The sequence below is a fragment of the Flavobacterium sp. IMCC34852 genome, from assembly GCF_030643905.1.
GTDB classification, from domain to species: domain Bacteria; phylum Bacteroidota; class Bacteroidia; order Flavobacteriales; family Flavobacteriaceae; genus Flavobacterium; species Flavobacterium rivulicola.
The window spans coordinates 2,831,684-2,854,037 of record NZ_CP121446.1; the positions used below are offsets into that span (position 1 = coordinate 2,831,684).

Here is a 22,354-nt window from a genome sequence, read left to right on the forward strand (position 1 = left end):
TTTAACCTACTAAATCGAATTTTGCCTTGAATTTAAAACGAAAATTGCTATATTTTATTGCCTTGTTTCTCAACATTTACTGTGTGAGCGGACAAGATATTACCCTATACGAGCAATTCAACGGGAAGTACGATTTTACTTTTTTTGGTAACACTTTAAATACACAGGAGAACAACTCTATTTTCAGTCCGGTAACCGTTACTTCTTCTTCGGCTACGATGAATTTAAACCCAACCGACATCATTGAAAAAGCCTATTTATACTGGGCCGGAAGTGGTGATGGAGATTTCAATGTTACACTCAATTCAACAGCCATTACACCTGATAGAACTTTTGCTTACAGCCGCTTTTTTGACACGGTTGAGTTCACTTATTTCAGTGCTTTTAAAGATATTACCACCTTAGTACAAAGTACCGGTAATGGCACTTATACCCTATCCGATTTGGATATTTCTGCTTTTGAAGAATTACACTTGCAAAGGAGAACCAATTTCGCCGGTTGGGCTATCATTATTATTTACAAAAATGACAATTTACCTTTAAATCAAATCAATATTTATGATGGTTTAGAAGGCGTTCCTGATGAATTGGCCATCACGCTAGACAATTTGAATGTAATCGATAATCTCAATTCTAAAGTCGGTTTTCTGGCTTGGGAAGGCGATACTTTGTTGGCTACCGAAGAGTTCCGAATCAACGGTGATTTGTTGAGTAATACCTTAAACCCGTCGACTAATGTATTTAACGGCACCAATTCATTTACCGGGAATACTACTCTATACAATATGGACTTAGATGTTTATGATATTCAGGATTATATTGCCATTGGTGACACCAGCGCAAAAATATCACTGACTTCCTTTCAGGATTTTGTAATGATTAACACAGTAGTAACCAAGCTCAACAGTCAATTACCAGACGCAACAGTCACAATTGATGCTGTCAACAAAGCTTGTGATTCAAGAACCATCGTGGTTAATTATACGGTTGCCAACCTGAATTGTACCGGACCACTTCCGGCGGAAACTCCGATTTCGATTTACATTAACGGTCAGCTCATAGAAATCACTGAAACCACTGCCGCAATTCCGGTGGATGGATATGCTACCGGTCAAGTCACTTTAGTTTTACCCGATTCGGTTCCGGATACATTTGAAATACTCTTTGTAGTGGATGACAAAGGCGACGGCACCGGTGTAGTGTATGAAATGGTGGAAACCAACAATACCTTTTCCGTTAGTGAAACCCTTGGTACTTCGCCTACATTCAATCCGTTAGCGAACTTGGTTTCTTGTAATGAAGGATTTACCCAAGCCACATTTGATTTTTCCGCTTATGAAACTTCGGTAAAAACTGACCCTGAAAATAGCGTGGGTTTTTATGAAAGTTTAGAAGATGCCATGAATGGCAGCAATCCTATTTTCAATACTCATAATTATACCGCAAATGTTACCCCTAAAGAGATTTTTGTTAGAATTGACAACGAAAACTGCTACGCAACGACTTCTTTTTTACTGACTTCCAGAAATTGTCCGCCAACAGTATACAATTACATTTCGGCCAATAACGACACTCGAAATGACACTTTTACCATTGCCGGATTACAAAATATTTTCTTAGACTATAAGGTGGAAATTTACAATCGCTGGGGAAAATTAGTTTGGACCGGCAACCAAAACACTGCCAATTGGGATGGCTATATCAAAGAAGGATTAGGTACTAAAAATGCACCGGACGGAACCTACTTCTATATTCTCTATCTAAATGACCCGGATTATCCTGAACCTATGAGCGGTTATTTGTATTTGGTTCATTAATAAGAAAAAACTTTTTTTAATTTTGTTCCGAAACTTCGGGATTACAACTCTATAATGAAACAAATCACCAGCGCACAAAACCCTTTTATCAAATCTTTGGTTTTGCTACAGGAAAAGGCTAAGGCCAGAAAACAATCGGGCACTTTTTTGATTGAAGGACAACGCGAAATTGAATTGGCACTCAAAGGTCATTACGAATTGGAAACCGTCCTTTTTCTTCCTGAATTAATTACCGAACAACAAATAAACCAATTAACGCAGCACCAAATTCCATTAATAGAAATCTCCAAAGAAGTTTACCAAAAACTGGCTTATCGCGATACCACAGAAGGTATTTTAGCAGTAGCCAAAATCAAAAACTTATCGCTAACCGATTTAAAACTTCCTGAAAATCCATTAATTGTGGTGATGGAAGCTATAGAAAAACCGGGCAATATCGGCGCCATGTTGCGCACTTGTGATGCGGCTAAAGTAGATGCCGTAATCGTCGCCAACCCCAAAACCGATTTATACAACCCCAATATCGTTCGCTCCAGTGTAGGCTGCTTATTCACCAATCAAATAGCGACCGCATCCACCGAAGAAGTAATTTCGTATTTAGTTAAAAATAATATCCGTTTTTACAGTGCAACTTTACAAAATTCCACCGCATACCATACCCAAAACTACACCCTACCTACCGCATTGGTCGTTGGCACAGAAGCCACCGGATTATCCCAACTTTGGCGAGACAAAGCCACGCAAAATATCATTATCCCGATGCAAGGCGAAATCGACAGCATGAACGTTTCGGTAGCCGCGGCAATTTTGATTTTTGAAGCCAAACGCCAAAGAGGATTTAAGTAATTATAAATAATGAATTATGACACGAACGAAAGTGAATTGGCGAAGCAATTTTAAATTATCATGGCTAGTTCTATTGGCTAGTTTCTCATTAAATGCCCAAATAACAGAAAAAGAAGTCGATGTTTTAGTGGAAAACACCCTTAAAACCTTTAATGTTCCCGGCATTGCTGTGGGCATTGTCAAAGATGGAAAATTGGTTTTTGCCAAAGGTTATGGTGTGGCCAACATCAAAACCCAACAAAAAGTAGATGCCAATACCTTGTTCGGCATAGCTTCAAATAGTAAAGCGTTTACCGCTTCGGCTTTGGCTATTTTGGTAGATGAAGGCAAAATTAATTGGGATGACAAGGTGAAAAAATACTTGCCGGAGTTTAAAATGTACGATGACTATGTAACCAATGAATTCACTATTCGCGACTTATTGACCCACAAAAGCGGACTCGGATTAGGCGCAGGAGATTTAATGATTTGGCCCGATGGTCATGATTTTACACCCAAAGACATTGTCAAAAACATCCAATATTTGAAACCCGTTTCCGGTTTCAGAACTAAATACGATTACGACAATTTGCTCTACGTAATTGCGGGTGAAGTGATCGAGAAAGTTTCAGGTAAAACATGGTGTGATTTTGTGGAAGAAAGACTAATGAAACCTATTGGCATGAACAAAAGCGCCGCTTCTTGGTCGAGATTAAAAGACACTACCAACGTAATCGTTCCGCATGTACCAACCAACGGCAAACTCGAAATTGTACCCAGATATACCAACGCTATTTTTGACGCCGCAGCCGGATTGTATGCTTCCGTAAATGACTTGAGCAACTGGTTGATTGTGCAAATGAACAAAGGAAAATATGGCGAAAACCAACAACTTTTCAGTGAAAAACAATGGAAAGAAATGTGGACTTCTCAAACCATTTTACCATTACCCAATGCCTATCCATACACTTCAAATTTTAGGAATTACGGCTTAGGTTGGCGCTTGGAAGACATCAATGGCCATTTACAAGTCTCGCACACCGGCGGATTAGACGGAATCGTTACCCAAACCATCATGATTCCCGATGTCAAATTAGGGATTATTGTGCTCACTAACCAACAAAACGGCGCAGCTTTTACAGTGATTTCCAATACCATTAAGGACAGTTATTTGGGCTTGCCAAAATTTGATCACTTGGCCTATTTTGGTGAGGAAAGAAGGGCAAAAGAAGACAATGCGGATAAAATCACAGAAGAAGTTTGGAAAGTCGTTGACCAAAATCTAAAACAAAAAATTAAAATCGACTTCAAAAAATATATCGGAACCTATAACGATAAATGGTTTGGCGAAGTGACTATTTATGAAAAGAAAGGCAAATTATACTTTGCCTCTACCCGTTCCAAAAGATTAGTCGGTGAAATTTTCTTTTACCAAAACCAAAATTTTGTAGTGAAATGGAATGTTCGAAGTTTCAATGCCGATTCACATATTTTCTTTGATTTAGACACCAACGGCAATGCCAATCACTTTACTATGAACGCTATTTCTCCTATGACCGATTTCAGCTATGACTTCCACGATTTGGATTTTAACAAAGTGAAATAAGCAACTATTTTAAACATGAATTCCTAAAACAAATTAATTTGGAATTTTATTATTGGAATTTAAATCAATATTGCTTATTTTTAGGAATTGAATGAAATTGCTATGATTGAAATTGATTTAGAAGAAGAAAAAAAAGCTATTGCCCGAGAATACAAAGAATTACTTCGCATAAGTTACCAAACGCTTACTGATTCAGACAAAAAATTAATTAGAAAAGCCTTTGATGTGGCGGTTGATGCGCACAAAGACCAACGTCGAAAATCGGGAGAAGCTTATATTTTCCATCCGATAGGCGTGGCCAAAATTGTAGCTTCCGAAATTGGATTGGGCGCTACCAGTATTGCGGCGGCCTTGATGCACGACGTGGTGGAAGATACCGACGTCACTTTAGAAGACATCGAAAAAATGTTCAATCCTAAGATTGCGCATTTGGTAGAAGGTTTGACTAAGATTTCCCAAGTCAAAAAAGACATGAACATCTCTATGCAAGCGGAGAACTTCCGTAAAATGCTGTTGACTTTAAATGACGATGTTCGGGTGATTCTAATCAAAATTGCCGACCGTTTGCACAACATGCAAACCATGGATTCCATGCCTGATTACAAACAGGTCAAAATCGCCTCCGAAACGTTATACATTTACGCCCCGCTTGCCCATCGTTTAGGCTTGTACAACATCAAAACCAAACTCGAAGATTTAGGCTTAAAATATACCGAACCCGATGTTTACCAAGACATCGTCAGCAAAATCAAGGAAACCAAAGAGGAACAAGATGCTTACATCAAAACCATTTCAGATGTACTGAAAAAATCTTTGAATGAAGAAGGTGTGGAATACACTATGAAAGGCCGACCAAAGTCCATCTACTCCATTCGCCGTAAAATGGCGGCACAAAATGTGACTTTTGACGAAGTATACGACAAGTTTGCCTTGAGAATTATTTACAAATCCAATTTACACGACGAGAAATTCCTGGCTTGGAAAATCTATTCCATAGTGACCGATCATTACCGTCCGAGTCCGAGTCGTTTGCGCGATTGGATTTCGTCTCCCAAATCTACCGGATACGAAGCGTTACACATTACGGTTATGGGACCCAAAGGTCGTTGGGTAGAAATTCAGGTACGAAGTGAACGCATGGATGAAATTGCGGAAAAAGGATACGCAGCACATTACAAATACAAACAAGGCGCTACCGAAGAAAGCGGTTTAGACACTTGGCTCAACTTGTTAAAAGAAGCCTTGGAAAGTTCGGAAACCAATGCGGTCGACTTTGTAGAAGATTTCAAAATGAATTTGTATGCCAAAGAAATCTTTGTCTTTACGCCTAAAGGAGAAATCAAATCTTTACCCAAAGGTGCTACTTCACTCGATTTTGCCTTTAGCATTCACTCCGAAATCGGAATCAAAACCCGAGGAACCCGTGTCAATGGAAAACTAGTACCGCTGAACCACGAATTGAAAAGCGGTGACCAAATTGAAGTGATAACCTCTATCCATCAAAAACCAACAATTAACTGGTTGGATTATGTAACCACTTCTCGAGCCAAAAATAAAATCAGAAACGTACTCAACGAAGACACCAAGAAAATTGCCGAAGACGGTCGAGAACTACTGACCCGAAAAATGAAACATTTAAAGATTACTTTGAGTGAATCGGTAGTCAATGAATTGGTGAATTTCTTCAGTCTTAAAACCAGTTTAGACTTGTTTTACCGCGTGGGAATCGGCTCGATTGAAAATCAACAACTGAAAGATTTCGCAGCGCAAAAAAGCAATACCTTGATGAATTTCTTCAAGAACAAAATCAAGCGCTCCCCAAGTACCCGACCGGATGAAATCAACAAACAAGAACTCAGCAAGAACTTTGACATGCTGGTTTTTGGTACCGAACAGGACAAATTAGATTATAAATTGTCTTCGTGCTGTAACCCGATTCCGGGCGATGAAGTATTTGGTTTTATCACCATTAATGAAGGCATTAAAGTCCACAAAAAGGATTGTCCGAACGCCATCACGCTACAATCCAACTATGCATACCGCATCATGCAAGCCAAATGGATTGACTCTTCGCAACAGGAATTCAAAGCCATTTTGAAAATTACCGGTATGGACAGTTTGGGTTTAACCAACGAATTGACCAAAGTCATTTCAAACAACATGCACGTAAACATCCAAAGCATTTCTCTTAGCGGTGAAGCCGGAATATTTAACGGACAAGTGGCTGTAATTGTGCAAAACAATAACATTTTGAAAAAACTAATCGATAATATTAAAAAGATTGACGGAGTAGATAAAGTAACGAGAGTCTATACCAATTGAGTTGGGAGTTAGAAGTTGGGAGTAAAAAACTTGAAACTGAAACCTGAAACTTGAAACTTTGAACCCGAAACTTTGATACCTTAAACAAAAAAATTACCTTTGCCGCATGACACTAATTGCATCCGATAACATTAAAAACCAAGAGGTCGTAAAAAATGTATTTACGGTTTATTTGGAAAACAAAGGACACCGCAAAACCCCTGAGCGTTACGCTATTCTTCAGGAGATTTACGATAGTGAAGAGCATTTTGACATCGAGAATTTGTATATCAAAATGAAAAACAAAAACTATCGTGTGTCGCGTGCGACTTTATACAATACTATTGAACTTTTATTGGATTGCGGTTTGGTGCGCAAACACCAATTCGGGCAAAACCAAGCGCATTATGAAAAGTCGTATTTCGACAAGCAACACGACCACATCATCATGACCGATACCGGAGAAGTGATTGAGTTTTGCGACCCGAGAATACAAACCATCAAACAAACTATCGAAGATATCTTTGGAATTGAAATTCACAACCATTCTTTGTATTTCTACGCGAACAAAAAAGAGGAATGATGGTGATTCGGTTATTTGGTAATTCGGTAATTCGTTATCAGAAGGTTCAAATAACCAAATCAACAAATAACCAAATTAACAACACATATAACTACATAACAACACACAACAATGACCGTAGATTTACTACTCGGATTACAATGGGGAGACGAAGGAAAAGGGAAAATAGTTGACGTCCTTACTTCAAAATACGATATCATCGCAAGATTTCAAGGCGGACCCAACGCCGGACACACTTTAGAATTTGACGGCATCAAGCACGTTTTGAGAACCATTCCCTCCGGAATTTTTCACAGCAACAACATCAACATCATCGGAAACGGCGTCGTAATTGACCCGGTGGTTTTTAAAAGTGAAATCGATGGCTTGGCGAAATTCAACCTCGACTTAAAATCAAAACTCATCATTTCGCGCAAAGCGCATTTAATCTTACCGACACACCGTTTGCTCGATGCCGCTTCTGAAGCCGCTAAAGGCAAAGCCAAAATTGGTTCGACTTTAAAAGGAATTGGCCCAACGTATATGGACAAAACCGGTCGTAACGGTTTGCGTGTAGGCGATATTGAACTAGCAGATTTCAAAGAAAGATACCGCGCTTTGGCCGACAAACACGAAGCCATGATTGCGTTTTACGACGTAGCCATTCAGTACAATTTGCCTGAATTGGAGAAAGAATTCTTTGAAGCCATTGCCGATTTACAAAAACTGAATTTCATCGACAGCGAAGAATATTTGGCACAAGCCCAAAAAGCAGGCAAATCTATTCTTTGTGAAGGTGCTCAAGGTTCGTTACTTGATGTTGATTTCGGGACGTATCCTTTTGTAACTTCTTCTAATACTACCGCCGCCGGTGCTTGTACCGGTTTAGGTATTGCCCCTAACAAAATCAAAGAAGTTTACGGAATTTTCAAAGCTTACACCACTCGTGTAGGTTCGGGACCATTCCCTACAGAGGATTTTGGCGAAGCCGGTGATGTAATGGCGAAAGTAGGAAACGAATTCGGCTCAGTAACCGGAAGAAAAAGACGTTGCGGCTGGTTGGATTTAGTAGCCTTAAAATACGCTATTCAAATCAACGGTGTTACCCAATTGATGATGATGAAAGGCGATGTGCTTTCGGGCTTTGATACTTTGAAAGTGGCCACGGCTTACAACTACAAAGGCGAAGTGATTCACCATTTGCCTTATAACATAGAAGAAGAAAACGTAACGCCGATTTATACCGAATTCAAAGGCTGGCAAGCCGATTTAACCGGCATGACGACTTACGAGGCTTTACCAAAAGAACTTAAAGAATACATCGAGTTCATTGAAAAGGAAGTCGAAGTACCCATCAAGATTGTTTCGGTTGGACCGGATAGGAAACAGACGATTACAAGATAATAGTTTAAATTAGACCTGACAGGTTTTAAAAACCTGTCAGGTCTCCAAAACAAACCCTTTCAGTCCCGAAGCCTCGGGAGAGAGGGTTTTTCTTTTGACATTATTTGCAGTGCTTTTTTGTATATTCGCTCAAATGAAAAAAGTTTGGGTCAAAACAGTCATAATATCATAACTGCACATAACCTGAACTTACAACAATCACATGGTTTAACTATTTTAATAAAAAATTAATGTTTACCGTAGAACAAATCAAAACAGCTCATGCCAAAGTTAAATCGGGTGCCGATTTTCCTTCTTACATAAAAGAGATTAAACAACTTGGGGTTACCCATTATGAAGCCTATGTAGCTGATGGTCATATTGACTATCACGGTGCCAATAATTATACAGCCAAAGTACCTGAAAAGTATAATGCCTTGACCATTGCAGAGGACGTTAATACGAAAGAATTTAAAGCGGAATTAAAAGCACACCAACAAGGAAAAACCGATTATTTAACCTTTATTAAAATGTGCGCGGTAACCGGAATAGAAAAATGGAAAATCTGCATGGATAAAATGACCTGTACCTATTTTGACAAAAGGGGAAACGAAATTTTGACAGAAGAAATTCCACAATAAAAATCATCCTCTCTGAGTTTTCAGAATAAAAACACCTCTCCAATAAAAAACCCCTTTCATGGAAAGGGGTTTTATTTTTTAGTATTCTAATTTAAAAATAAACGATTCACTTGGTTTTATGGTCATCTTTATCAAACCTGCTCCATTCTCAATTCGCATGGTTACCATTTTGCCGTACAATTGGTCTTTTAGTTGGTAATCACCGCCTTTTAATTGCCATTTGGTGATAATATCTGCCGGTACTTTCAGCAATATGGTGCTTGAAGTTACCCACGAAAAATTGGCCACTATAATCAGTTTCTCGGCATCAGTGTAACGCACGTAGGAGTATAATCCCGGGTCGTAATTGGCGGTTTCGTTTCGGTTAATGGTTTGTATTTCCTGGAACTTACCGGTCATAGCATCACTGCGCAAGGTAAAGTTCAACAAGCGGGAATAAAAATCGCGAAGTTCTTTTTCTTTTGGGGTTAATTGGCCACCATCAAATAAACCACCATTCATCCAGCGTTGGTGATTGGGCACGCCCACATAATCAAAAATACTGGTGCGGGAACGTTTCCCAAAACCGGCATCTTCATTTCCGGCCTCGCCTACTTCTTGTCCGAAATAAATCATCGTTGGCGAAGAACTAATCGTAGCCGAAACCACCATTAGCGGTTTTCCCTTTTCGGGCGTACCGGCAAACTCCGGACTGGCCAATCGTTGTTCATCATGGTTATCTAAAAAGTGTAACATGTGGTGCTCAATATCAGCCATACCTTCCTGAATTTCCGATAAAGGATCGGGCATGGCATTGCCTTGAATCACCCCTTTCAAATGGTCATAAGTTTCTACTTTATCATACAAATAATCCATTTTTCCCAACTTAATATAATTGCGATACTCTTTCGGATTGTAAACTTCTGCTAATAAAAAAGCATTGGCGTTTCTCATTTTAATTGCAGAATTCATATAACTCCAAAATTCCACCGGAACCATTTCGGCCATGTCATATCTAAAACCATCAACGCCTTTGTTGATCCAATACAAAGCAATGTCACGGAACTTTTTCCAAGAACTCGGCACGTCTTTGTCTTTCCAATACAAATAATGCTCTTGATAGCCTTTATCTTCATAACCGGAAGGCAATTCAGGAAAATCTTTAGAACCATCGGGTTTGATACCATAATTTACTTTTATGGTCTCGTACCAATCATTAATATCAGGTTTAGCTTCGCGAGAACCATTGCCTGTCCATTTCGCAGGAAACTCGCTAAACTTACCGTCATTTAAAGGATTGGGTTCACCATTTAAAGGTTTGTAATCGGGCGAAGTAGGCACTTCAAAAGCTTTTCCCGGAATGTAGTAAAAGTTATTATCACGGGCATATTCGACTGAAGTATTATCCTCGGCTCCAAAATCTTTTACGCCTTTCGGATTGGTTAATCCTTTATAATTGCGTGCTATATGATTGGGTACGATATCAATAATTACCTTCAATCCATTAGCATGAGAACGTTTAATCAAAGCTTCAAATTCTTGCAAACGCTTGGCCGGGTCAACAGCTAAATCAGGATTTACATTGTAATAATCTTTTACGGCATAAGGCGATCCGGCACGGCCTTTTACTACATCGGGATCGTCATTGGAAATACCGTATTTAGTGTAATCTCTAATTACATCGTGGTGCGGCACACCGGTATACCAAATGTGGGTTACGCCCAACTTTTTAATCTCCTGCAAAGCTTTATCGGTAAAATCATTGAACTTCCCAACGCCATTTTCTTCTATAGTTCCCCAGGGTTTATTAGTGGTATTCTTGTTACCAAACAATCGGGTAAATACTTGGTAAACAACCGCTTTTTTGGGTTGACCAACAACCTCAACTTTTTTATTCATAGTAATATTCGGGGTTTTTTGGGCAAAAGTTATACTTCCGGTACAACTCAAAGCCAATAGGATCAATAGTGTTCTTTTCATATCTTTTTGCTTGTTTTATAAGACAACAAGTCATAGTCACAAATATAAAGAAATGATTGAAATATCAGTACTATAAATTATTCTTAATAAATAGTTGAGTTGTACCTAATTTCATAAATTTGCCCAAAATTCAATCACTTGAAAAAGGTACTTTTTTTTATCGGTTTACTGCTTAGTGTTGTCAATGTTGCTGTGGCACAAAAAAAAACAACTCCAATAAATATCGAGCATGCCGATCATTTTGACATCAATCAAACCGAGATTCCTGATGCAGCTTTGCTTCGAGGCAATGTAAGGGTAAGTCATGACGGTGTCATTTTTACTTGTAACAAAGCTTACTTCTTCCAAAAAGAAAATTACCTCAAGGCTTTTGGGGATGTCCAAATGGTACAAGGTGACACGCTTTATCTCAACAGTAAATACGCCGAATACAATGGCGAAGTCAAACAAGCCTACGCCACGGGAAATGTTGTAATGCGTTCTCCCGAATCGACTTTGGTCACTGATACCATTAATTTTGACCGAAATACCCAAGAAGCATTTTACAATTCGTACGGCAAGATAACCAACCGCGAAAATACCCTGAAAAGTAAGTCGGGTCGTTATTATGCCAATGAAAAGAAGTTTAAATTCTTAACCGCGGTTACGATTACCAATCCGAAATACACCATCAAGTCGAATCATTTGGACTATTACACCAACTCGGGTCACTCTTATTTGTTTGGTCCGTCAACCATTACCAGTAAGGAGAATTACATTTATACCGAAAAAGGTTTTTATGATACCAAAAAGAATTTGGCCTATTTCAAACGAAAATCCTATATCAAATACAAAGACCGCCGCATTGAAGGCGACAGTTTGTATTATGACCGAAACCGTGAATTTGCCTCGGCAACCAACAATGTAAAGATTACCGATTCTATCAATAAAGGTTTAATCAAAGGTCATTATGCCGAAATCTACCGCAATCTGAAAACCCAAAAAGATTCGATGATGATTACCAAAAGAGCGGTGGCCATTACCTTAGTCGAAAATGATTCGATGTATGTGCACGGTAAAAAAATGCTCATCACCGGAAAACCGGGCGAAAGAATTGTACGTGCGTTTAACAATGTTCGTTTTTACAAAACCGATATGAGTGGTAAATGTGACTCTATCCATTCCGACCAAAAAACAGGGTTGACTAAGTTGATTAAAAACCCGATCCTTTGGAATTATGAAAACCAAATGACCGGTGATATCATGCATCTTATTGGCAACAACCAAACCGAAAAACTCGATTCGCTTAAGGTGCTCAACAATGCCTTCATCATTTCCAAAGACACGCTCAGCATCGGCTATAATCAGGTCAAGGGGCAAAACCTTTACGGAAAATTTGTGGACAACAAACTTCGGGAAGTTGACATTATCAAAAACACCGAAGTCATTTACTACATGCGCAATGACCAACAAGAATTGATTGGTATCAACAAAAGCGTCAGCAGTAAAATCAATATGATTTTGGATAAAAACACCATTGAAACCATTACCAATTTTAACCAAATTGACGGCGATATTTATCCGGAAGCTGAACTGCCCGAAAATGCTCGGAAACTGCGGGGATTCATTTGGCGTGGCGAAGAACGAATAAAATCTAAAGACGATATTTTTCCACCTGAGGAAAATGAATTAGACGCAAAAATTCAGGCTGAAAGCAAAGCCGAAAAAGCCCAAGAAAACAAACCTTTGGAACCAAGCAAAGAAACTTTAGAGTACGACAAAAACAATCCGAAGCCTAAAACCGAACAGAGCAAAGTGAAAACTGTCACAAAATAGAAGGCAAAAGCAGAAGGCAGATGAAAGAAGATTTTCTAAAATACCAAGCGCAAACTTCTCCATATCCTCTGGGGATGGAAGTTTCACATGCGATTGGTTCTTACATTTACGACACCAACAATAAAAAGTACCTCGACTTTGTGGCCGGCGTTTCGGCTTGTAGTTTGGGTCACCAACATCCGCGCGTAAACCAAGCGATTATTGACCAGTTGAATAAGTATTCGCATGTGATGGTTTACGGTGAGTATGCCCAACATCCGGCGGTGGCTTATTGCAAATTGCTGGTCGAAAATTTACCGCCAAGTCTTAATAAAATCTATTTGGTCAATTCAGGGACAGAAGCTTGTGAAGGCGCATTAAAGCTCGTTCGCCGCGTTACCGGCAGAAGCCAATTGATTTCGTGTCACAACGCCTATCACGGCAATACCATGGGTTCGATGAGCGTAATGGGATTTGAGGAACGCAAGCAAATCTTCCGTCCGTTAATTCCCGACGTAGATTTCATCACCTTTAATAACGAAGCCGATTTAGCCAAAATCACCACGAAGACTGCCGGAATTATTCTGGAGAGTATTCAAGGCGGTGCGGGTTTTATCGAACCTCAAAATGATTTTTTGGCGAAAGTTAAAAAACGTTGTGAAGAAGTCGGTGCCTTAATGATTGTCGATGAAATCCAACCGGGTTTTGGAAGAACCGGAAAATTGTTCGGTTTCGAAAACTATAATGTTGTTCCCGACGTAGTTATTATAGGAAAAGGAATGGCGGGCGGCATGCCTGTTGGTGGTTTTATAGCCAATGAAAAGCACATGGATTTATTGAGTCACGATCCTAAATTGGGACACATTACTACCTTTGGCGGACATCCTGTCATTGCGGCAGCCAGTTTGGCCACTTTGGAAGAAGTATTGGAAAAAGATTACGCAAAACAAGCACTACAAAAAGAAAAGATTTTCAGAGCACTTTTGGTACATCCTTTGATAGAGGAAATTCGAGGCCGAGGTTTAATGTTGGCGGCCATGACCAAAGACCCGGAAATTACCAATAAAGTGATTTTTAAATGTCAGGAAAAAGGATTGATTTTATTCTGGCTTTTATTTGAAGGTTGTGCCATCCGAATTACGCCTCCGTTAACCATCTCCGAAGAAGAAATCAGAGAAGGTTGCGCCATCATCCTCGAAGCGATGAATGAGATTCAAAATGAAGATTGATATTGTCCCGAAATTTCGGGATTGACATTGATATTATCATTGTTGAATTGTTAATTAAATTGTTTACAACAATACATCGCTTTCGAAAAAAAAGAATTGTGTTTCCCTAATTTTATTAAGGATAATTTTAAACCCTACTGTTATGCACCTGGATCACGACGAAGAAGACTACAACTTATCCTTAGCGAAATTTGAATCGATGTTGAAAACCAACAAAGTTTTATTTTTCGATTCCGAGGAGTTCGAGGAAATCATATTGCATTATCTCGACATGGGGAAAGCTAATTTGGCCAAAAAAGCCTTAAAATTAGGACTGGAACAACACCCAAGATCTACCGGATTAAAGCTGGTTCAAGTAGAAATGTTGGTGTACGACGACAAATTGGATCAGGCGGAAAAATTATTAAACGAATTATACGCCATTGAACCAACCAACGAAGAAATTTTTATCCAAAAAGCCAATATTTATTCTAAAAGAGACGACCACGAAAAAGCCGTTGAGTTTCTGCAAACCGCTTTGTTATATACAGAAGATTATGCCGATGTATACAACTTAATCGGAATGGAATATCTTTTTATGGACAATTTAGAATTGGCCAAAGAAAACTTTATCAAATGTTTGGAAGAAGATTTCGAAGACCAATCTGCCTTATATAATGTAGTATATTGCTTTGAGTTTTTAGACCAAAATTTAGAAGCCATTGAATACCTCAAAACTTACATCGACCGAAATCCCTACAGCGAAATCGCTTGGCACCAATCAGGGCGTTTGTATTATGGTGTTAAAGATTATGAAAATGCGGTTCGTTCTTTTGAATTTGCAACCTACATAGACGATGAATTCATTGGCGCTTTCATGGAAAAAGGAAAAGCACTCGAACGTTTAAAAAGACACGAAGACGCAATCGAGAGTTACAATCGCACCATCGAATTAGACGACCCGACTTCCTATGCGTTGTTGCGCATTGGGAAATGTTATGAAAAACTGGGCAACAAAGTAGAAGCCTTAAAATACTTTAACAAAACCGTACACGAAGATCCGCTTTTAGACAAAGGTTGGATTGCGATTACCGATTTTTATGTACGCCAAAAAAACTTCCAAAAAGCATTATTCTATGTTAATAAAGCTTTGGCTATCGATGACCAAAATCGTTTGTACTGGAAGCGTTATGCTACCATCAACAAAGCGATGAGTTTATTTGAGGAAGCAGAATTCGGATACAGAAAAGCCGTAGAAAACGGCGATTATCAACTAGACACTTGGCTTTTTTGGGTAGACATGATGCAAAATATGGGCGAAATCAATAATGCGATTCTAACCTTAATACAAGCGGCAGAATATTTCCCGGAAGAATGCGAAATCGAATACCGTTTGGCCGGTTTACACTTATCCTTAAACGAAGAAGAAAAAGGAAATTTTCACTTGAGCAACGGTTTGCGATTGAACGCCAAACACAATACTATTTTAGAAGAATTGTTTCCAATGGTTTGGGAAAGACAATCTGTTCAGGATTATATTGCGAAACATATAAAATAAAATGAAAAATCTTTATTTGTTTTTTGTTTTATTCTCAACCATTTTTTCTTTTGGCCAAACAAAAAAAACAGCTGTTAAACTATCCGTTTCAAAAAACGATACTTTAATTTACAATTACAACACCGTTCAAGTCAAGCCCGAATTTCCCGGAGCCGGAAATGAAAGCATGTATTTTTTTTTCAAAAAGAATTTTGTCACACCACAAGAACTGATAGAAAGTAAAACAACCAAAAAGATATTTGTGACGTTTGTGGTTGAAAAGGACGGTTCATTAAGCAATATAAAAATACTCCGAGGCCTTAGCCCTGATGCGGATAAAGAAACCATAAGGGTTTTAAAAGCAATGCCCAAATGGCTACCGGCCGAACAAGACGGTTATCACGTAAGATGTCTTTATGCTGTACCATTTTCAATACCTCTAGATGACTAACAAATTTGGCCTAATCGGGAAAAACATTTCCTATTCGTTTTCTAAAAAGTACTTTACCGAAAAGTTTGCTTTGGGCAATTTAACGGATTGTTCCTATGAAAATTTTGACCTGCAATCTATTGAAGAATTCCCAACATTGATTGCTCAAAATTCTGATTTAAAAGGTTTAAATGTTACTATTCCGTACAAAGAAACGGTAATCCCTTATTTGAGTAAATTATCAAAAACGGCGGTTCAAATTGGTGCCGTAAATGTGATTCGTTTTACTAAAAAAGGTAAACTCAAAGGTTACAATTCCGATTATTACGGTTTTATGAAATCTTTGGAACCACTACTCCAACCGTATCACCAAAAAGCATTAATCCTTGGAACCGGCGGCGCGGCTAAGGCAGTGGCTTTTGCGTTAGACCAACTCGGAATTCTATATACTTATGTATCCCGCGAAGCTAAAGAAGGCATGATTGATTATGATAGAATCAACGCCACGACTTTCGACAATTACCATATTATTATCAATTGCACACCTTTGGGCACAAGCCCTGATATCAAAGCCTTTCCGCCTATTCCGTATCACTTTTTTAGCGAAAAACACATTGCTTTCGACTTGATTTACAATCCCGAAGAAACGCAGTTTATGAAAAAGGCAAAAAAGAACGGTGCGATTACCAAAAATGGTTACGAAATGTTAGTTTTGCAAGCCGAGAAAGCTTGGAAAATTTGGAATAAATAAACAGCCATGAACATCAAACTAATCGCCATTGGCAAAACCGATAACAAAGCGTTGCAAACGCTGATTGACGATTATACCAAGCGTTTGTCGTTTTACATCAAGTTTGATTTAGACATTATTCCCGATATCAAAAACGTCAAAAACCTTTCGGAAGCGCAGCAAAAAGAGAAAGAAGGCGAATTGATTTTGGCCAAACTTACGCCAACCGACCAATTGATTTTATTAGATGAAAATGGTTCAACATTCTCTAGTGTTGGTTTCTCCGATTATTTGCAAAAGAAAATGAATTCAGGCGTGAAGACTTTGGTTTTTGTCATTGGCGGACCTTATGGTTTTAGTGCCGAAGTTTACAAAAAAGCGCAAGGTAAAGTCTCGCTTTCCGAGATGACTTTCTCACACCAAATGGTTAGATTATTCTTTATTGAACAATTATATCGCGGGTTTACTATTTTGCGAAACGAACCTTATCATCATCAATAATTAGTGTTCAGTAATCAGTTGGGAGTGATTAGTTTAATAGATGTATTCTCGTTTGCTATTTATTGAAACCCCTTTTTGAGTGATTACTAAGTTTTTCAAGAAGAGTTTGTACTCGATGTACTTCCCGAAAGACATGCCTTTATCAAAGGAGAAATAGATTCTGGAATTCGGCATTTTATTGATAAACTCTTGCAATTGATTCTTGGAGAATACCAGTTCGTTGTAATGAACCAAATCGTTACGGTCTAAGTGAAAATACTTGATGTTAAAATCGGGTTTCTCTAACTTGTAATGGATTTTGGTAAACGGCATAAAGGCCAAGTTCTTTTTCACCGTATCGGTATAAGTAAAATAGTTTTCCGAAACGGCGCTTTTGTGAGCGCTTTTGTCTTTTTTGGTTTGCAACTTTTTGATTTCTAAAATCACTTTGCGCAACGGTAATCTTTTATCAATATTGAACAACCAATTGGTAGAACTGATTGAATTATTTCGGTTGACATCAACAATAGTATCTTTTTCTTCCAATTTAAAAAAGAAATAAATCGGTGAATGGTCATTGACTTCGGCAACTACAGTTTCTTGGGCAACAGGTAATAAAACTTCTTTATCGTCTCCGCAAGAAATCATTAGCATTGAAACTAAAAGGAAAGCAAACTTTTTCATTACTGTAATTTGGGGTTTAAATTATGGCACAAATTTACACATTCAACCGCTTCCTTAACATCATGTACTCTTAAAATATTACTGCCTTTTTGTAAAGCGATAGTATTTAAAACCGTTGTGCCGTTGAGTGCCAATTCAGCAGAAGTTCCCAATGTTTTGTAAATCATGGATTTTCGAGAAAGACCAACCAGAATTGGTAGTTCCAATATTTGAAACAACTCCAAATGATTCAGAACTTCAAAATTCTGTTCCAAGGTTTTGGCAAAGCCGAATCCGGGATCGATAATTAAATCGTTGATGCCCAAACTTCTTGCCTGAGCTACTTTTTCAGAGAAATAGAATAACATTTCTTTGGAGATATTTTCATACTGTGTCAAACTTTGCATCGTTTGCGGATTGCCTTTCATGTGCATCATAATATAAGGCACTTGCAATTCGGCAACCGTTTTCATCATATGCTCGTCTAAACTTCCCGCAGCGATATCATTGATGATAGAAGCGCCGTTTTCAACAGCAGCTTTAGCCACATTGGCCCGAAAAGTATCGACAGAAATTAAAGTTTCCGGAAAATGATTTAATACCGATTTTACTATGGGAATCAATCTTGTAATTTCTTCTTCCTCATCAACAAACTCCGCACTTTGTTTGCTGGAATAAGCGCCAATATCGATAAAAGTCGCGCCCTCAGTCAGCATTTTTTCGACTTGCAAAAGTATGCTTTTCTCCTCGGCATATTTTCCGCCGTCGTAGAAAGAATTGGGTGTGACATTCAATATACCCATCACTTTGGGCAAAGTCAAATCAATAAGTGTACCGCGACAATTTATAGTCATTTGTAAATTAAGTTAGTTCTAAGATTTAGTCCTTTGTACTTCGATCTTTATTCTTTACTTTTGGGAAAATTTGATACAAAGATACACTGAAATGAGTAATACTTCTCAAGAATATGACAAGGTTATCGCCATTTGCCGACAACTGTACATCAATAAAATGAAAGACTACGGAAGTGCTTGGAGAATCTTGAGATTGCCTTCCTTAACCGACCAAATATTCATTAAAGCGCAACGCATCAGAAGTCTGCAACAAAATGATGTTCGCAAAGTAGACGAAGACGAAACCGGAGAGTTTATAGGAATCATTAACTATTCGATTATGGCTTTAATCCAATTGGATTTAGGCGTAGTAGAACAACCGGATTTGGATGTGGCCAAAGCTACAGAATTGTATGATGCCAAAGTTTCCTTAACCAAATCATTAATGGAAGCCAAAAATCATGATTACGGTGAAGCTTGGCGCGACATGCGAGTGAGTTCACTAACCGACTTGATTTTACAAAAGTTACTTCGCGTAAAGCAAATTGAAGACAATCAAGGAAAAACAATCGTTTCCGAAGGTATAGATGCCAATTATCAAGACATGATTAATTACTCGGTTTTTGCTTTAATTCTTATGAAATTCGGACAATAAAAAATTGCTATATGAACACCTCTAAAAATAACATCGCTTGGGGAATTCGAATTATAATTTCATTCCTGTTCTTGCTTTCGGCTGTGGCCAAATTATATCCGTCACCTTACTTTGCTATTTCAACCTTTGAAGTTAAACAATTGTATCCAATGGGATTTTCGGAAGGATTTGCGCCTTATTTTTCCCGAGTTTTGATCGGAATTGAATTGGCTTTAGGTTTTTTAATTTTACAAAAAAACTTCTTGCGCAGCATAATCATTCCGGCTACCATATTGCTTTTGGCTGTTTTCACCACGCATTTAACGATTGAAACCATTCAAAACGGCGGAAATTCAGGAAACTGTGGTTGTTTTGGCAGTTTGTTACCCATGACTCCGATTGAAGCGATTCTCAAAAACGTAGCCGCAATGGCTTTGTTGGTTTGGTTGTTCATTATTATGCCGAAAGCCAACGAAAAAAGAGATAATTTTTGGCTATTGACCAGTGTAACTTTGGCTTCGGTTTTAGCCTTATTTATGTTGGCACCTATCCAACCCATTGAGAGTAGTTTTACTGTTACAACTCCGGAAGAAACCTTAACAGACACAATTTCGGAGACCAATATTGACACCCTAAAAACTACGATTGTAAAAGACACCGTAAAAAAAGTAGAAGAAATAGCCAAAGAAGTAGTCAAAACAGAACCTACTGAACCGGCCAAACACAAATCGGGCTATGCGCAATATTTTCCTAGTATTGACAAGGGTCGAAAAACACTTTGCTTCTTTGTTCCCGGTTGTGACCATTGTCGTGATGCCGCAAAGGAACTAACGGAATTAAGAAAAACAACCAAAGATTTCCCTGAAATATCAATCATTTTCATGAACGAAGAAGCCGATTTGATTCCGGCATTTTTCAAGTACGCCGGAGCTGATTATCCTTATAAAATTATTGAAGTTATTCCTTTCTGGAAAGTATTAGGCTCAGGCAAAGATACTCCGGGGGTTAAGTATTTATGGAACGGAAATGAGTACAAATACTATTGGGGTATTACGGAGAATAAATTTGTGCTTTCAGATTTTGAAAAATTAATCAACAAACCCTATTCAGAGTTAAAAAAATAAATGAAACTTATATTTCTTTTTCTTATTTTTAAAGACTAAAAAAGATTTTTATGATTAAATATATAATGTCTAAAAGGGTACATGAAAGAGGACTGATTGGTATAGGCATATGCATAGTTGTTTTTTTGTTGGGATACTATGTCCTAAATCATATTTCAACCTTAGAAGATCCTCCATTAGGTCATACTATTTATATTCTGATTGGCAGCGCCTTGACATTTCTTTCAATTTTAGGATTTATTTTAATCCTGAAATACTTGTATGACAACAAAAAGAAAAAAGAAAGAAGAGAAAGAAAACGAAAAAAGCACAAGCTATTCTATCTGAAAGACAATCCACAAAGCAAGAAGTCAACCGGAAGAACAGAGAATTAGCAAAATTTTATGACCACCAAAGAATGTCATTATCTACTTTTATAAAAAAATTAAAATGAAAAAAACCTTATTAAGTATCGTATTCGCTATCAGTTGCTTGGCTTGTTCTAACGCTCAAAAAAAAGAATTCAGCAAAACAACCTTTGAAAAAAAATTAACCACACTCGACAATTCTGAAACCACCTTTAAAGAAATTATAAAAAATCATAAAGGAAAGGTAGTGGTCATGGAAATCTGGGCTTCATGGTGCAGTGATTGTGTAAAAGCCATGCCTCAATTTAAAGAATTGCAAAGCAAATATACCGACGCAAGTTATGTTTTTATCTCTATGGATAAATCATACGACAAGTGGTTGGCCGGAATTGACAGATACGAATTAAAAGGCGATCATTATTGGGTTACCGACGGAATGAAAGGAGAATTCGGAAAATCTATCGATTTAGACTGGATTCCCAGATATATTATTATAGATAAAGACGGAAAAATTGCCACTTACAGAGCGGTAGAAACCGACTTTGAAGAAATGAGCGCCACCATAAAAAAATTATTATAATGAGACAAAAGATTGTTGCCGGTAATTGGAAAATGCACAAAAACGCCGAAGAGACTGAAGATTTATTAAACGAATTGATTGATAAGTTGCCCAATGATATTGAGGCACAGGTTATAGTAGCGCCAACTTTTGTTAATTTGGCTTCGGCTGTAGATCACTTAGAATTTACCAATATTGGTGTGGCAGCTCAAAATATGCATCAAAATGAAAGCGGTGCTTATACCGGTGAGATTTCTGCCGATATGTTAAAAAGTATCGGAGTAAATATTGTAATTCTGGGACATTCCGAGCGTCGTGCTTATTTTCACGAAACCGATACGCTTTTGGCACAAAAAGTAACAACAGCGTTAAAACACGACATGACCGTTATTTTTTGTTTTGGAGAAGAATTAAAAGACAGACAGAACAGCCAACATTTTAATGTGGTGGAAAATCAATTGCGAGATGGTTTGTTTCACTTAGAAAATAAAGATTGGGAACAAATTGTTTTAGCCTATGAACCGGTTTGGGCTATTGGAACAGGAGAAACTGCTTCACCGGAACAAGCCCAAGAAATGCACGAATTTATCAGAGAAACCATTCGCAAAAGATTTGGCAGTGATGTGGCAGAAGATGTTTCTATCTTGTATGGCGGAAGCGTAAAACCCGACAATGCTAAAGAAATTTTTTCTAAACCGGATGTTGATGGCGGATTGATTGGTGGTGCGGCTTTAAAAGCGGCTGATTTTGCTGCTATTGTCAACGCAATTTAATATTACATAAATATTTCAGCTTAAAAACCTTTCATTAATTTGAAAGGTTTTTTTTATTTTAAATATTAAAAATGTGCATTTTATCGATTTTATTTGCTTTTAAACGATATATTCTTTTATATTTACCCAAGTCAAAAATCAACCCATA

Annotated in this window: 21 protein-coding genes; 18 read left to right on the forward strand and 3 right to left on the reverse strand. The window is 38.0% G+C overall.

From position 1 onward, the window contains the following. Positions 1-83: 83 nt before the first annotated feature. The 7 genes from P7V56_RS12250 to P7V56_RS12280 all read left to right on the forward strand — a co-directional run bounded on the left by P7V56_RS12250 (position 84) and on the right by P7V56_RS12280 (position 9,135). The gene (locus P7V56_RS12250) at positions 84-1,817 is read left to right on the forward strand and encodes a T9SS type B sorting domain-containing protein (RefSeq protein ID WP_304986225.1); all 1,734 of its coding nucleotides are present in this window, start codon (positions 84-86) and stop codon (positions 1,815-1,817) included. 54 nt (positions 1,818-1,871) lie between these two features. Continuing rightward, a complete protein-coding gene (locus P7V56_RS12255) occupies positions 1,872-2,663 on the forward strand; it encodes a TrmH family RNA methyltransferase (protein WP_171222955.1) in 792 nt (263 codons plus the stop codon). Between the two features lie 16 nt (positions 2,664-2,679). Further along, positions 2,680-4,248 (forward strand): serine hydrolase, encoded by a 1,569-nt coding sequence (locus P7V56_RS12260; RefSeq protein WP_171222956.1) that lies wholly within the window; start codon positions 2,680-2,682, stop codon positions 4,246-4,248. A 102-nt stretch (positions 4,249-4,350) separates the two neighbouring features. Next, a complete protein-coding gene (locus P7V56_RS12265) occupies positions 4,351-6,570 on the forward strand; it encodes a RelA/SpoT family protein (RefSeq protein ID WP_171222957.1) in 2,220 nt (739 codons plus the stop codon). A 106-nt stretch (positions 6,571-6,676) separates the two neighbouring features. Beyond that, entirely contained in the window at positions 6,677-7,132 is a 456-nt protein-coding gene (locus P7V56_RS12270) for a Fur family transcriptional regulator (protein ID WP_171222958.1), read from the forward strand. A 111-nt stretch (positions 7,133-7,243) separates the two neighbouring features. Then, complete coding sequence (locus P7V56_RS12275; protein WP_171222959.1) at positions 7,244-8,515, forward strand: adenylosuccinate synthase; 1,272 nt, start codon at positions 7,244-7,246, stop codon at positions 8,513-8,515. Positions 8,516-8,745: 230 nt separating this feature from the next. Beyond that, positions 8,746-9,135 carry a DUF1398 domain-containing protein gene (locus P7V56_RS12280; protein WP_171222960.1) on the forward strand — a complete coding sequence of 130 codons (390 nt, stop codon included), beginning with the start codon at positions 8,746-8,748 and terminating at the stop codon, positions 9,133-9,135. A 78-nt stretch (positions 9,136-9,213) separates the two neighbouring features. On the opposite strand, the gene P7V56_RS12285 is transcribed toward P7V56_RS12280, so the two are convergent. Further along, a complete protein-coding gene (locus P7V56_RS12285) occupies positions 9,214-11,094 on the reverse strand; it encodes an alpha-amylase family protein (RefSeq protein WP_171222961.1) in 1,881 nt (626 codons plus the stop codon). Between the two features lie 138 nt (positions 11,095-11,232). Here P7V56_RS12285 and P7V56_RS12290 point away from each other — a divergent pair, with 138 nt between their 5' ends. From P7V56_RS12290 to rlmH, 6 genes are all read left to right on the forward strand, one after another. Next, entirely contained in the window at positions 11,233-12,909 is a 1,677-nt protein-coding gene (locus tag P7V56_RS12290; RefSeq protein WP_171222962.1) for an OstA-like protein, read from the forward strand. A 20-nt stretch (positions 12,910-12,929) separates the two neighbouring features. Continuing rightward, on the forward strand, positions 12,930-14,117 hold the full coding sequence (locus P7V56_RS12295) for an aspartate aminotransferase family protein (protein WP_171222963.1): 1,188 nt from the start codon (positions 12,930-12,932) through the stop codon (positions 14,115-14,117). A gap of 142 nt (positions 14,118-14,259) precedes the next feature. Continuing rightward, positions 14,260-15,654 carry a tetratricopeptide repeat protein gene (locus P7V56_RS12300; protein ID WP_171222964.1) on the forward strand — a complete coding sequence of 465 codons (1,395 nt, stop codon included), beginning with the start codon at positions 14,260-14,262 and terminating at the stop codon, positions 15,652-15,654. A gap of 1 nt (position 15,655) precedes the next feature. Further along, complete coding sequence (locus tag P7V56_RS12305) at positions 15,656-16,084, forward strand: energy transducer TonB (protein ID WP_171222965.1); 429 nt, start codon at positions 15,656-15,658, stop codon at positions 16,082-16,084. Beyond that, complete coding sequence (locus P7V56_RS12310) at positions 16,077-16,814, forward strand: shikimate dehydrogenase family protein (RefSeq protein ID WP_171222966.1); 738 nt, start codon at positions 16,077-16,079, stop codon at positions 16,812-16,814. Before P7V56_RS12305 ends, P7V56_RS12310 begins: the two co-directional genes overlap by 8 nt. A gap of 6 nt (positions 16,815-16,820) precedes the next feature. After that, positions 16,821-17,294: a 23S rRNA (pseudouridine(1915)-N(3))-methyltransferase RlmH gene (rlmH, locus tag P7V56_RS12315; RefSeq protein WP_171222967.1), complete on the forward strand. Its 474-nt coding sequence runs from the start codon at positions 16,821-16,823 to the stop codon at positions 17,292-17,294. A 33-nt stretch (positions 17,295-17,327) separates the two neighbouring features. On the opposite strand, the gene P7V56_RS12320 is transcribed toward rlmH, so the two are convergent. Together P7V56_RS12320 and folP are read right to left on the reverse strand one after the other, a co-directional pair. Next, the gene (locus P7V56_RS12320) at positions 17,328-17,957 is read right to left on the reverse strand and encodes a hypothetical protein (protein WP_171222968.1); all 630 of its coding nucleotides are present in this window, start codon (positions 17,955-17,957) and stop codon (positions 17,328-17,330) included. Next, on the reverse strand, positions 17,957-18,790 hold the full coding sequence (gene folP, locus P7V56_RS12325) for a dihydropteroate synthase (protein WP_171222969.1): 834 nt from the start codon (positions 18,788-18,790) through the stop codon (positions 17,957-17,959). The genes P7V56_RS12320 and folP overlap by 1 nt, the downstream gene beginning before the upstream one ends. A gap of 91 nt (positions 18,791-18,881) precedes the next feature. On the opposite strand from folP, the gene P7V56_RS12330 reads away from it, so the two are divergent. Genes P7V56_RS12330 through tpiA form a run of 5 tightly spaced genes read left to right on the forward strand, consistent with a single transcriptional unit; the run spans position 18,882 to position 22,206 of the window. Beyond that, complete coding sequence (locus P7V56_RS12330) at positions 18,882-19,424, forward strand: DUF1599 domain-containing protein (RefSeq protein WP_171222970.1); 543 nt, start codon at positions 18,882-18,884, stop codon at positions 19,422-19,424. An 11-nt stretch (positions 19,425-19,435) separates the two neighbouring features. Continuing rightward, a complete protein-coding gene (locus P7V56_RS12335) occupies positions 19,436-20,527 on the forward strand; it encodes a MauE/DoxX family redox-associated membrane protein (protein ID WP_171222971.1) in 1,092 nt (363 codons plus the stop codon). Positions 20,528-20,577: 50 nt separating this feature from the next. Beyond that, the gene (locus P7V56_RS12340; protein WP_171222972.1) at positions 20,578-20,901 is read left to right on the forward strand and encodes a hypothetical protein; all 324 of its coding nucleotides are present in this window, start codon (positions 20,578-20,580) and stop codon (positions 20,899-20,901) included. A gap of 55 nt (positions 20,902-20,956) precedes the next feature. Next, a complete protein-coding gene (locus tag P7V56_RS12345) occupies positions 20,957-21,454 on the forward strand; it encodes a TlpA family protein disulfide reductase (protein ID WP_171222973.1) in 498 nt (165 codons plus the stop codon). Then, positions 21,454-22,206 (forward strand): triose-phosphate isomerase, encoded by a 753-nt coding sequence (gene tpiA, locus P7V56_RS12350; protein ID WP_171222974.1) that lies wholly within the window; start codon positions 21,454-21,456, stop codon positions 22,204-22,206. The genes P7V56_RS12345 and tpiA overlap by 1 nt, the downstream gene beginning before the upstream one ends. The last annotated feature ends 148 nt before the right edge of the window (positions 22,207-22,354 follow it).